Here is a 14,169-nt window from a genome sequence, read left to right on the forward strand (position 1 = left end):
TTGCTCGGCCAGGGGGAATGATGAACGGCAACGCTGCTCGCACTCTGCCCCTCCTCGACGCCCAGGAGGGAATCTGGCTCGCGCAACGCGTATCGGGCTCGCGCCGGCTGTACAGCGTCGGACAGTACGTCGACATCCACGGGCCCGTCGTTCCGCACTTGTTCGAACGTGCTTTGCGGCAGTTGACGGACGAGACGGAAATACTCCACGCACGATTCGAGGACGACGGCGCGGGCGGCGCACGCATGACGTTCCCGCCCCCGGAAACACATGCCCTCCTCGATTTCCACGACCTCACCGAGGAGGAAGACCCGAGAAAGGCCGCCGAGGCGTGGATGCGGGCCGAACTCGACCAGGAGATCGCCTCCCACGCCGACCGCCTCTACGCGCACGCCCTGTTCCGCCTCGCCCCCGACCACCACATCTGGTACCAGCGCTACGACCACCTCCTGATGGACGCCTACGGCTGCTCCCTGCTCGCCCGCCGCACCGCGGACGTCTACACGGCACTCCTCACCGGCCGCCCCTGCGCCCCGGCGCAGCACGCGCCGCTCCGCGCGCTGATGGACGAGGAGTCGGCGCACCGCGCCTCGGAACGCCAAGAGGCCGACCGGCGGTACTGGCACGAGCACTTCGCGGACCGCCCCGACCTGACCGGCATCCCGGGCCACACCACGCCCGAGGCCGGCCCCGGCGACGTACTGCGCGAGACCGGCCACCTGCCGTCCCACGCCGTCACGGCGCTGCGCGCGGCGGCCGCCCGCGCCGAGGCGAGCTGGCCACGCCTCGTCGTGGCGGCGGTCGCCGCCTTCGTCGGCCGCCTCGGCGGAACGGACGAGGCGATCCTGAGCCTCCCGGTCGCGGGCCGCACCGGCGACCGGGCCCGGCGCACGCCTTGCACGATGGCCAACATCCTGCCGCTCCGCGTCCCCGTCACCGCGTCCACGAGCCTCCTGGATCTCACACGGACGACGGACACGGAGATCGCCGCCCTCCTCGACCACCAGAGTCTGCGAGGAGAACAGCTGCGCCGCGAACTCGGCTGGCCGTCGGGCGACCGCTGGCACTTCGGGCCGTACGTGAACGTCATGCCCAAGGCCGGCGAAACCCTGTCGTTCGGTGGCCACCGGTCCGTCGTGCGCGACCTGTCGAGCCGCCGCGTCGAGGAGTTCGGCGTACTGGTGAGCGGCGCACCCGAGGGCCAGGACATGGAGATCACCTTCGAGGCCAACTCCGCCTTGTACGACCGGCCTTGGCTCCGGTCCGCCCTCCAGGCCTTCCTGCGGTTCCTGACACGGACGACCGCCGACCCGTCGCAGCCGGTCGGCGCGGTGCCATGGCTGGACGCGGCGGAGCGCGCCCACGTGCTGGACCGCTGGAACGCCACCGAAGGACCGGCGGCCCCCGCCGCCGACACCGTCCCGAAGCTGCTGGCCCGCCACCTCGCCTGGTCGTCGGACGCGGTGGCCGTGACGGACGGCGAACGAACGGTCACCTACGCGGAGTTGGACAGGGAATCCGGACGCCTGGCGGCGTACCTCGCGCACGAGGGAGTCGCCCGCGGCGACCGCGTCGCCGTCGTGATGGAGCGTTCGGTCGACCTGATCGTGGCGTTGCTGGCGGTGTGGCGGGCGGGGGCGGCGTTCGTGCCGGTGGATGTGGAGTATCCGGCGGAGCGGGTGGCGTTCCTGCTGGCCGACTCCCGGCCCACGGCCGTGCTGTGCGCCGAGGCGCACCGCGACGCGATCCCCGCGGTCCACGAGGCGTGTCTGGTGGTGCTGGACGACCCGCGCGTGTGTGCGGCCGTCGCGGGGTGTCGTGCGGATGGTCCTGGGGTGTGGGTGGGTGGGGGTGATGTGGCGTATGTGATGTACACGTCGGGGTCGTCGGGGGTGCCGAAGGGTGTGGTGGTGGCGCATGGGGCGGTGGCGGGTCTGGTGGGGGGTTCGGGTTGGTCGGTGGGTGCTGGTGATGCGGTGTTGATGCATGCGCCGCATGCGTTTGATGTGTCGTTGTTCGAGGTGTGGGTGCCGTTGGTGGCGGGTGGCCGGGTGGTTGTGGCGGGTGCGGGTGTGGTGGATGCGGGGGGTGTTCGGTCGGCTGTTGGTGTGGGTGTGTCGGTGGTGCATGTGACGGCGGGTGTGTTCCGGGTGTTGGCGGAGGAGTTTCCGGGGTGTTTTGCCGGTCTGCGTGAGGTGTTGACGGGTGGGGATGTGGTGCCGGCGGGTGCGGTGGCGCGGGTGCGTGGGGCTTGTCCTGGGGTGGCGGTGCGGCATTTGTACGGGCCGACGGAGATCACCCTCTGCGCGACCACACACCACCTGGGCCCGGAAGCCCGGGCGGGCCGGACGCTGCCCATCGGCCGCCCGCTGGCCGACCGGCAGGTGTACGTCCTGGACACGACGCTGCAGCCGGTCCCTGCCGGAGTGGTGGGGGAGCTGTACATCGCGGGAACGGGTCTGGCGTACGGGTATCTGGGTCGGCCGGGTCTTTCGGCCGGGCGGTTCGTGGCGTGTCCGTTCGGCGACGGGCTCGGGGCCGGGCGTCGGATGTACCGCACGGGTGACCTGGTGCGGTGGACGGCGAACGGCGATCTGTTGTTCGTGGGGCGTGCGGACGAACAGGTGAAGGTCCGTGGGTTCCGCGTGGAGCCGGGCGAGATCGAGGCGGTACTCGCCGGGCACGAGGCGGTCGGGCAGGCCGTGGTGGTGGCCCGGCAGGACGGGCAAGGCGCTGAGAAGCGGCTCATCGGGTACGTCGTGCCGGACGGCGGCGGACGTGACGTGGACGCCGATTCGCTGCGCGCATATGTGGCGGAGCGGCTGCCGGAGTACATGGTCCCCGCCGCCGTGCTGGTCCTGGACGCCTTGCCGCTCACCGCCAACGGCAAGGTGGACCGCGCCGCCCTTCCGGCACCCGACTTCGAGGGCGCGGGGACAGTGCGGGGCCCTGGGACACCCGTGGAGGACGTCCTGAGCGGACTCTTCGGCGAGATCCTCGGCCTGGGCCGGGTCGGCACCGACATGTCGTTCTTCGATCTGGGTGGGGATTCGCTGTCGGGGATGCGGTTGGTGGCGCGGGTGCGTGCGGTCCTTGATGTGGAGGTGGGGATCGGGGAGTTGTTCGGGGCGCCGACGGTGGCGGGGTTGGCGCGGTGTGTGGGTGAGCGTCTGGGTTCTGGTTCGGGTTCGGGTTCTGGTTCTGGGTTTGGTCGTCCGGTGTTGGCGGCGCGGGTGCGGCCTGATGTGGTGCCGTTGTCGTTCGCTCAGCAGCGGATGTGGTTCTTGAACCGGTTGGAGGAGACGGTTCCGGGGGCGGCTTCGGCGTACAACTTGCCTTTGGTGTTGCGGATTTCGGGTGCGTTGGACCTCGCCGCGTTGGAGGCGGCCCTCGGTGATGTGGCGGACCGCCACGAAAGCCTGCGGACCGTCTTCCCCGAAGCGAACGGCGTTCCCCGCCAGCAGATTCTGGACGGTGCGGCGGGACGGCCGTCCCTGATCACCGTCGAGTGTGCCGCGTCCCGGGTCGAGGAAGTGCTGGCGGAAGAGGCGGGTCACGGCTTCGATTTGCGTACTGATCTGCCGTGGCGGGTGTGTGTGGTGGTGGTTGGTGCGGGTGAGTGTGTGTTGTCGGTGGTGGCGCATCACGTGGCGGTGGATGGCTGGTCGATGGGGGTGTTGGCGAGGGATTTGGAGCGGGCGTATGGGGCGCGGTGTGAGGGTCGGGCGCCGGGGTGGGCGGGGTTGCGGGTGCAGTATGCGGATTACGCGTTGTGGCAGCGGGAGGTGCTGGGGGAGCTGGAGGATCCGGCGAGTGTCCTGAGTGGTCAACTCGCGTACTGGCGGGACCGGTTGGACGGTGTGGTGCAGGAGTTGGCGTTGCCGGTGGATCGGGCGCGTCCTGTGGTGCCGTCGTTTCGTGGGCGGTTGGTGCCGGTGGCGGCGGATGCGGAGACGCATGCGCGGTTGGTGGGTGTGGCGGGTCGTGGGCGGGCGACGATGTTCATGGTCGTGCATGCCGCGGTGGCGGTGTTGTTGTCGCGTTTGGGTGCGGGGGATGACATCACGGTCGGTACGCCCACCGCGGGGCGTGAGGATGCGGCGTTGGAGGAGTTGGCGGGGTTCTTCGTCAACACGCTGGTGCTGCGTGCGGATGTGAGTGGCGATCCGACGTTCGCCGAGCTCGTGGAGCGGGTGCGGGCCGTGGACCTGGCCGCGTACGCGCACCAGGACGTCCCCTTCGAACGCCTCGTCGAAGAGGTCAACCCGACGCGGTCCGTGTCCCGCAACCCTCTCTTCCAGGTCATGCTCGCCCTGGACCACGTGCCCGAGCCGCGGTGGCGCCTTCGGGGCGTGGAGGTGCGTTCCGCTTCGATGAGGGCGCCGGCCGCCCGTTTCGACCTCGCGGTGACCCTGACGGAACGCCGTGACGGACGCGGGGCCCCGGCGGGTCTCGACGGCGAGATCCTCTACGCCACCGACCTCTTCGACCACGCCACGGCCCTGTCGCTTGCGGACCGGCTCGCCCGCGTCCTCCAACAGGTCGCCGCCGACCCGGACCTCCGCCTCAGCGAGATCGACCTCCTGGCACCCGCCGAACGCACACAGATCGTGCGGCGCTGGAACGACACGGCGACCGACGTCCCGGACGCGTCGGTACCGGAGCTCTTCGAACGGTGCGCGGCTCGTTCGCCCGGGGCGGTCGCGGTCAGGTGCGGAGGTCAGACCCTGTCGTACGGGGAGCTGGAGGCGCGGGCGAACCGGCTGGCCCGACATCTGGTGGGGCTCGGGGTCGGTCCCGAGTCACGGGTGGGGCTGTGCCTGCCGCGGGGCGTCGACATGGTCGTCGCGGAGCTGGCGGTGTGGAAGGCGGGCGGTGCGTTCGTCCCGCTGGACCCGGAGTACCCGCCGGACCGCCTCGGCCACGTGCTCGCCGACAGCGCGGCGTCCGTCGTGTTGGGCGTCGCGGACACCCTCACAGCGGTTCCCGTGGGTGCGGCGCGAGTGGTCCTCCTGGACGACGGAGACATCGGGCGGGCGCTGGAGGCGGAGTCCCCCGCCTCACTCGGCGGGCGGCCGACCCGGCACCAACTGGCCTATGTGATCTATACGTCGGGTTCGACGGGTCGTCCCAAGGGTGTGGCGGTCGCGCACGGTGGTGTGGCCAATTTGGCGGCGGCGATGTGTCCGGTGCTGGGTGTGGGTGTGGGTGTTTCGGTGTTGCAGTTCGCGTCGTTCAGTTTCGACGCGGCGGTGCTGGATGTTGCGGCGACGCTGTCCGGGGGCGGCACGCTGGTGATCGCTTCCGCGGCCGAGCGGGCTGAGCCGTCGGCGCTGGCGGCGGTGATCGAGTCGGCGGGGGTGAGCACGGCCAGCGTCGTGCCGTCCCTGCTGAGCGTCCTGGACCCGGCCACGGTCTCCGGCGTACGCACCTGGGTGCTCGGAGCCGAGCTCCTCACCGCCGGCCTCGCGAGCCGCTGGACGCCACAGGCGCGGGTGTGGAACACGTACGGCCCGACGGAAGCCACGGTGATGGCCACCGCAGGACCCGTCGACGCCGGGATCGGGCCGGACGACGAGGCACCGCCCATCGGACGCCCGCTCGGCAACGTACGCCTGTACGTCCTTGACGGATTCCTGCGCCCCGTCCCGCCGAAAGTCGTCGGCGAGCTGTACATCGCGGGTGCGGGCCTCGCCCGAGGCTATGCGGGGCGGCCGGACCTGACGGCTGAACGCTTCGTGGCGTGCCCGTTCCCCGGAACCTCCGGCGGCGGCGAACGCATGTACCGCACCGGGGACCTGGCCCGCTGGACGCCCGACGGGCAGTTGTCGTTCGCCGGCCGCGCGGACGAGCAGGTGAAGGTGCGCGGGTTCCGCGTGGAGCCCGGGGAGGTCGAGGCCGTGCTGACCCGGCACGAAGCGGTCGGCCAGGCGGTCGTCGTGGCCCGCCAGGACGGCGGACCGGACAGCGACAAACGCCTCGTCGCCTACGTGGTCCCCGACGACCGGCGGCTTCACCACCAGCACTCGCGTCGCGACGACGCCGACCTCATCGACTCCATTGATCCCATCGACCCCATCGACCCCGTCGACCCCCAGGAACTGCGCGCGTACGCGGCCCGGACCCTGCCCGAGTACATGGTCCCGGTGGCCGTGCTGGTCCTGGACGCCCTGCCGCTCACCGTGAACGGCAAGCTCGACCGGGCGGCTCTCCCCGCTCCCGACTTCGCCGCCCGCGTATCCCGGCGCGAACCGCGGACGCAGACCGAGGAGATCCTGTGCGGCCTGTTCGCGGAGGTACTCGGCCTGGAGTGGGTCGGGATCGAGGACGGGTTCTTCGATCTGGGTGGGGATTCGCTGTCGGGGATGCGGTTGGTGGCGCGGGTGCGTGCGGTCCTTGATGTGGAGGTGGGGATCGGGGAGTTGTTCGGGGCGCCGACGGTGGCGGGGTTGGCGCGGTGTGTGGGTGAGCGTCTGGGTTCTGGTTCGGGTTCTGGTTCTGGGTTTGGTCGTCCGGTGTTGGCGGCGCGGGTGCGGCCGGATGTGGTGCCGTTGTCGTTCGCTCAGCAGCGGATGTGGTTCTTGAACCGGTTGGAGGAGACGGTTCCGGGGGCGGCTTCGGCGTACAACTTGCCTTTGGTGTTGCGGATTTCGGGCGCGTTGGACCTCGCCGCGTTGGAGGCTGCGCTGGGTGATGTGGCGGACCGCCACGAAAGCCTGCGGACCGTCTTCCCCGACATCGACGGCGTCCCCCACCAGCAGGTGCGGCACGGCGATGCCGGACGGCCGCCTCTGGTCGTCGTGCGGGCCGACGACATGACCGACGGGGGCGGGACCGCTGTCGACCGCATGCTCGCCGCGCAGCTGGCGACCGGCTTCGATTTGCGTACTGATCTGCCGTGGCGGGTGTGTGTGGTGGTGGTTGGTGCGGGTGAGTGTGTGTTGTCGGTGGTGGCGCATCACGTGGCGGTGGATGGCTGGTCGATGGGGGTGTTGGCGAGGGATTTGGAGCGGGCGTATGGGGCGCGGTGTGAGGGTCGGGCGCCGGGGTGGGCGGGGTTGCGGGTGCAGTATGCGGATTACGCGTTGTGGCAGCGGGAGGTGCTGGGGGAGCTGGAGGATCCGGCGAGTGTCCTGAGTGGTCAACTGGCTTATTGGCGGGACCGGTTGGACGGTGTGGTGCAGGAGTTGGCGTTGCCGGTGGATCGGGCGCGTCCTGTGGTGCCGTCGTTTCGTGGGCGGTTGGTGCCGGTGTCGGCGGATGCGGAGACGCATGCGCGGTTGGTGGGTGTGGCGGGTCGTGGGCGGGCGACGATGTTCATGGTCGTGCATGCCGCGGTGGCGGTGTTGTTGTCGCGTTTGGGTGCGGGGGATGACATCACGGTCGGTACGCCCACCGCGGGGCGTGAGGATGCGGCGTTGGAGGAGTTGGCGGGGTTCTTCGTCAACACGCTGGTGCTGCGTGCGGATGTGAGTGGCGATCCGACGTTCGCCGAGCTCGTGGAGCGGGTGCGGGCCGTGGACCTGGCCGCGTACGCGCACCAGGACGTCCCCTTCGAACGCCTCGTCGAAGAGCTGAACCCCACCCGCTCCCTCTCGCGCAACCCGTTGTTCCAGGTGATGCTCGCCCTCCAGAACATTCCCGAGGTCACCTGGGGCCTGCCGGGCGTGGACGTCCGCCCCGCACCCCTGCCGCCCGAACTCGCCGCCCGTTTCGACCTGGCCGTGTCCGTCGTGGAGCGCCGTGACGAACACGGCGCCCCCGCCGGTCTCGACGGCGAGATCCTCTACGCCACCGACCTCTTCGACCACGCCACGGCCCTGTCGCTTGCGGACCGGCTCGCCCGCGTCCTCCAACAGGTCGCCGCCGACCCGGACCTCCGCCTCAGCGAGATCGACCTCCTGGCACCCGCCGAACGCACACAGATCGTGCGGCGCTGGAACGACACGACGGCGCCCGTCCCGGACGCCCTGGCCCCCGAACTGTTCGGCCGACGGGTCGAGGCGTCGCCGGACACCGTGGCGTTGGTGTCCGGCGAACAGTGCCTCACCTACGCGGAGTTGGGGGCGGAGGCGGGCCGTCTGGCGCGGTATTTGGTGGGGTTGGGTGTGGGGCCTGAGGTGCGGGTGGCTGTGGTGGGTGAGCGGTCCGTGTCGTTGGTGGTGGCGTTGTTGGGGGTGTCGTTGGCGGGGGGTGTGTTCGTTCCGGTGGATGCGGGTTATCCGGCGGAGCGGGTGGGGTTTGTGCTTCGTGATGTGGGTCCTGCGGTGGTGGTGTGCTCGGTGGGGTCGCGGGGTGTGGTGCCGGAGGGGTTTGCGGGTCGGGTCGTGGTGGTGGATGACCCGGTGGTGGCGGCGGAGATCGCCGGGTGCGCTCCCGGACCGGTGCAGGGCGGGGAGCGGCTGGGGGCGTTGTCGGCCGCGCATGCCGCGTACGTCATCTACACCTCCGGTTCCACCGGCACCCCCAAGGGCGTCACCGTCTCGCACGAAAGCCTGCGCAACCTCGTCGCGGAGAACGTGCGGCGCTACGCCCTCGACCCGGACAGCCGGGTCCTGCAACTCGTCTCGCCGAGCTTCGACGTCTCCCTCGCCGACATCTGGCCCACCCTGTGCGCGGGCGGCCGACTCGTGCTCGCCCCGACCCGCCTGGACATATCCGGCGACGAACTCTCCCGCCTGCTGCGCACCCGGCGCGTCACCCATGCCGCGATCCCCCCGACCTTTCTCTCGCAGCTGCCCCCGGAGGAACTGCCCGACCTGGGCCTGCTCATCACGGGCGGCGAGGCCATGCCGGCGGAGGTGCGCAGGCGCTGGTCGGCCGGACGCGCCATGTACAACCAGTACGGGGTCACCGAGTCGACGATCATCTCGACGACCGCCCTGATCCGCGACAGCGAGGGGCCGCCCCCGATCGGGCGCCCGGTCGCCAACACCCAGGCGTACGTCCTGGACGCGTCTCTGCGCCCCGTCCCCGTGGGTGTGGCGGGGGAGCTGTACGTCGCCGGTGCCGGGCTCGCCCGCGGCTACCTGGGCCGCGCGGGCCTCTCCGCCCAACGGTTCGTGGCGAACCCGTTCGGTCCCGGCCGCCGGATGTACCGCACCGGCGACGTCGTCCGCTGGACCGGCGACGGCGAGCTCGTCTTCGCGGGCCGCGCCGACGACCAGATCAAGATCCGGGGCCACCGCATCGAACCCGGCGAGATCGAGGCCGCCCTCGCGAGCTGCCCCGGCGTACGCCACGCCGCCGTCACCATCAGGGAGGACCGGCCCGGCGAGCCGCGCCTCATCGGCTACGTCGCCGCGGACGACGGCACGGTCGACGGCCGGACGGTCCGCGAGTACGTCACCGGCGTACTCCCCGAATACATGGTGCCGACGGCCGTACTGGTCCTCGACGCCCTGCCGCGCACCGCCAACGGCAAGGTCGACCGGGCCGCGCTGCCCGCCCCCGACTTCACGGGACGCGTCACGAGCCGCGAGCCGAGGACCGCCACCGAGGAGATCTTCTGCTCGCTGTACGCCGACATGCTGGGCCTCGACCGGGTCGGCGCCGAGGACAGCTTCTTCGAGCTGGGCGGCGACTCGATCAGCTCGATGCAACTGGTGTCCCGGGCCCGCCGCGCCGGTCTGGTCGTGACGCCCCGGCAGGTCTTCGAGGAGAAGACCCCGGAACGCCTCGCGGAAGTGGCGGAGCTCGCCGGGGCCCAGGCCGAGACGGACGACGTCGGCGTCGGCGAAGTGCCGTGGACGCCGGTGATGCGGGCCTTCGGGGAGAAGGTCGCGGGCCCGGACTTCACCCAGTGGATGACACTCGGCGTACCGGCCGGGCTCGGCCTCGACGTCCTCACGGGCGGCGTCGCCGCGCTCCTGGACACCCACGACATGCTGCGCGCCCGCACCGTGCCCGGCGAGCCGAAGCTGGTCGTCGGCGAGCCCGGGTCGGTCCAGGCGGAGGCCGCGGTGTCCCGCGTCGACGCGACAGCCGCCGACAGCGGGTCCCTGGACGACATCGCGGGCCGGGCAGCACGGGAAGCGGCCCGCGGGCTCGACCCGGCGGCAGGAACGATGCTGCGGGCCGTCTGGGTCGACGCGGGCCCGGACCGCACCGGCCGCGTGGTCCTGATCGCCCACCACCTGGTGGTGGACGGCGTGTCCTGGCGCGTCCTCGTCCCGGATCTGCGGGCCGCCTGCGAGGCGGTGGCCGCGGGCCGCACACCCCGGCTCGACCCAGTGGGAACGTCCTTCCGCCGCTGGTCCGAACTCCTGACCGCACAGGCGACGGACGAGTCCCGCCTCGCGGAACTGCCGGACTGGCTGACCCTGCTCGGGGAACACCGGCGACCCCTGGCGGGCCGGGCCCTGGACCCGCACGTCGACACCTCCCGCACCCTGCGCCGCCGCTCGTGGACCGTTCCGCCGGAGCAGGTCGAAACGCTGGTCGGCAGGGCACCGGCCGCCTTCCACTGCGGGGTGCACGAGGTGCTCCTCGCCACCCTCGCGGGCGCGGTGACGCACTGGCGCCCCGACACCGCCTCCGGGCTGCTCCTCGACATCGAGGGACACGGGCGCGAGCCGATCGACGGGACCGACCTGCTGCGCACCGTCGGCTGGTTCACGAGCGCACATCCGGTGCGTATCGAGGTGACCGGCACGGACCTGGACGACGCTATGGCCGGCGGCAGGGCTGCCGGTACGTTGGTGAAGGCCGTCAAGGAGCAGGTGAGGGCGGTCCCCGGAGACGGACTCGGCTACGGCCTGTTGCGCCATCTGAACCCCCGGACGGCCCCGGTCCTGCGGGCCGCACCGGCGGCGGAGATCGGCTTCAACTACCTCGGCCGGTTCGCGGCGGCGGCCGACGCCGGACCAGAGACCGCGGGCCCCGGGGCGGGCGCCGGAGGGGTCGGCGCCTGGCAGCTGGCGGGGCCGACCGGAGCCGGCGGCACGGACGGCTCGGACACACCGGCCCCGCACGTACTGGAGGGCATCGCGGTCGTCCGGGACACACCGGATGGCCCCGAACTCACCGTCACGCTCAGCCGGCCGCGACGGCTCCTCACCGACACCGACGTGGAACGGATCGGCGGGACCTGGGTGCGGCTGCTCGCCGGCCTAGCCGCCCACACCGACGACCCGGACGCGGGCGGACACACTCCGTCCGACTTCCACCTCCTCGACCTGGAGCAGGACGAGGTCGACCAGTTCCAAGCGATAGCAGCGAAGCTCGAGGGAGGCCTGTCCCGGTGAAGTCTTCAACCGCCGCCCACGGCGCGGCCCTGGCCGAGGTGTGGCCCCTGTCGCCACTGCAGGAAGGGCTGCTGTTCCACGCGGACTTCGACGACCGGGGCCCCGACGTCTACGCCGTCCAGTTCCTCCTGGACGTGACAGGACCCCTGGACCCGGACCGGCTTCGCGCCTCCTGGAAGACGCTCCTCGACCGGCACGCGGCACTGCGGGCCAGCTTCCACCGCAGGAAGTCCGGCGAGGCGGTACAGCTCATCACCCGCAACGTGCCGCTGCCCTGGCGCGAGGTCGACCTCACGGACCTCACCGAGCCGCAGCACACGACCGGCCAGAACGCGACCAGCCAGGGCATGACCGAGCAGGACATGACCGACCGGGCGGAGAAGCTCGCCGCCCAGGAACGTGCCCAGCGCCTGGACCTGACCGTCCCCCCGCTGCTCCGCCTCCTCCTGCTCCGCCTCGGCACGGAACGGCACCGCCTCGTCGTGACCTCCCACCACCTCCTGATGGACGGCTGGTCGATGCCGGTCCTCCTGAACGAGCTCTCACAGGTGTACGAGGCGGGCGGCGGCCCGCCCGTACTGAAGCGCGCGGCCTCCTACGGTGAGTACCTGGCGTGGCTGGGACGCCAGGACAAGGAGGCCGCGCGCACGGCATGGCGTGCGGAGCTGGCCGGAGCCGACGAGCCGACGCTCGTGGCACCCGCGGACCCGAGCGGCGCGCTCGTCCTGCCGGAGGAGACACCCCTGCGCCTGTCCGAGGACGACACGCGGGCCCTGACGGAGACGGGCCGCGCCCATGGACTCACCGTGAACACGCTGGTGCAGGGCGCGTGGGCCCTGGTGCTCGCCCGCCTCACCGGACGCACGGACGTCGTCTTCGGCGCGACCGTAGCGGGCCGCCCCGCGGAACTTCCCGGCGTGGAGTCGATGATCGGCCTGCTGATCAACACGCTGCCGGTGCGCGTACGCCTCGACGGCGCGCAGCCCGTCGCCGAGCTGCTGAGCGGCCTACAGGAGCGCCAGTCCGCCCTCATCGCCCACCAGCACCTCGGCCTGGCGGAGATCCAGAAGCTCGCCGGCCCGGGAGCTGTCTTCGACACCCTCGTGGTCTACGAGAACTACCCCACGCCGCCCGCCCGCCCGACCACCCCCGACCTCCCCGCCTTCACCGCCTCGGCGGGCCACCAGGCGACCAACTACCCGGTGACCCTCGGCATCCTCGCCACCGACCGCCACCTCCACGTGCACGTCACGTCCCGGCCGGACCTCATCCCCCAGGAGCAGGCCGCCGAGCTGGGCCGACGCCTCATCCGCGTCCTCCGGCAGATCGCGACCGACCCGACGACACCGACGGCCCGCATCGACGTCCTGGACACACCGGAGCGCGAACGCGTCGTCCGTACGTGGAACGACACGCACCGTCCGCTGCCGGGCACCTCCGTCCTGCACGACTTCGAGCACTGGGCAGCCCGTTCACCTGATGCGGTGGCGATGCGGTGTGGTGAAGAGGTTGTGTCGTACGGGGAGTTGGAGGCGAGGGCGAACGGGTTGGCCCGGTGTTTGGTGGGGTTGGGGGTGGGTCCGGAGTCGTGTGTGGGGCTGTGTCTGCCGCGTGGGGTGGGCATGGTGGTGGGGAGTTGGCGGTGTGGAAGGCGGGCGGTGCGTTCGTTCCGCTGGATCCGGAGTATCCGGCTGACCGGTTGTCGTTCATGGTGGCCGACAGTGGTGCGCGGGTCGTTGTGAGCGCGGGCGAGGGTCTGGCGGGGGTGGCGGTCGGCGACGCGCGGGTCGTGCTGCTGGACCAGGAACAGATCGACTCCTCCGACGCCCTCCTCGACGTACGGCTTTCTGCGGATCAACTCGCGTATGTGATCTATACGTCGGGTTCGACGGGTCGTCCCAAGGGTGTGGCGGTCGCGCACGGTGGTGTGGCCAATTTGGCGGCGGCGATGCGTCCGGTGCTGGGTGTGGGTGTGGGTGTTTCGGTGTTGCAGTTCGCGTCGTTCAGTTTCGACGCGGCGGTGCTGGATGTTGCGGCGACGCTGTCCGGGGGCGGCACGCTGGCGATCGCCTCCGCCGACGAGCGGACCGAACCCTCCGCGCTCGCGGACATGATCGAGTCGACCGGCGTCACGACGGCCAGCGTCGTGCCGTCCCTGCTGAGCGTCCTGGACCCGGCCACGGTCTCCGGCGTACGTAACTGGGTGCTCGGAGCCGAGCTGTTGACGGGGGAACTGGCGAGCCGGTGGGCGCCGCAGGCGCAGGTATGGAACACCTACGGCCCGACCGAAGCCACCGTGATGGCCACGGCGGGGCCGGTGGACGCCACGACCCGGCCGACCGGCGAACCGCCGCCCATCGGGCGCCCGTTGGGCAACGTGCGGACGTACGTCCTTGACGGTTTCCTGCACCCGGTGCCGGTCGGGGCGACGGGGGAGCTGTACGTCGCCGGACCCGGTGTCGCCCGGGGGTATGTGGGGCGGCCGGAGCTTACGGCTGAGCGGTTCGTGGCGTGCCCGTTCGCCGAGGGGGGTGGCGGGGAGCGCATGTACCGCACCGGGGACCTGGCGCGGTGGACGACCGATGGGCGGTTGTCGTTTGTGGGGCGTGCGGATGAGCAGGTGAAGGTGCGTGGGTTCCGGGTGGAGCCGGGTGAGGTCGAGGCGGTCCTTGCCGGGCATCCCGGGGTGCGGCAGGCCGCCGTGGTCGTGCGTGAGGACCGGCCCGGGGACAAGCGGCTCGTCGGGTATGTCGTGCCCGAGGCCGAGGCCGGGGCCGAGGCCGGGGATCTGGAGATCCAGTCCGTGCAGGAGCACCTGGCGCAGGCGCTGCCCGACTACATGCGGCCCGCCTCCGTCGTGGTCCTGGAGACGCTGCCGCTGACGGTGAACGGGAAGGTGGACCGGTCTGCGCTTCCCGCGCCG

The 14,169-nt window shown here is 71.6% G+C and carries 2 protein-coding genes and 1 pseudogene; all 3 read left to right on the top strand.

Features of this window, described 5'->3' with window-relative positions; translation table 11 throughout:
- The first annotated feature begins 20 nt into the window (after positions 1-20).
- Positions 21-11,246 (top strand): non-ribosomal peptide synthetase, encoded by an 11,226-nt coding sequence (locus DEJ47_RS34455; RefSeq protein ID WP_223828617.1) that lies wholly within the window; start codon positions 21-23, stop codon positions 11,244-11,246.
- Positions 11,247-11,284: 38 nt separating this feature from the next.
- On the top strand, positions 11,285-12,988 hold the full coding sequence (locus tag DEJ47_RS37720) for a condensation domain-containing protein (protein ID WP_411757270.1): 1,704 nt from the start codon (positions 11,285-11,287) through the stop codon (positions 12,986-12,988).
- Positions 12,943-14,082, top strand: a pseudogene (locus DEJ47_RS37725) (amino acid adenylation domain-containing protein); the annotation flags it as partial. The gene DEJ47_RS37720 and the pseudogene DEJ47_RS37725, both read left to right, overlap by 46 nt.
- Between the last annotated feature and the right edge of the window lie 87 nt (positions 14,083-14,169).

It is taken from the genome of Streptomyces venezuelae (genome assembly GCF_008642355.1).
GTDB lineage: Bacteria > Actinomycetota > Actinomycetes > Streptomycetales > Streptomycetaceae > Streptomyces > Streptomyces venezuelae_B.

Bases quoted from the DNA above. Each gene is read 5' to 3' on its own strand.
- DEJ47_RS34455 (WP_223828617.1), top strand. From the start codon at position 21: ATGAACGGCAACGCTGCTCGCACTCTGCCCCTCCTCGACGCCCAGGAG.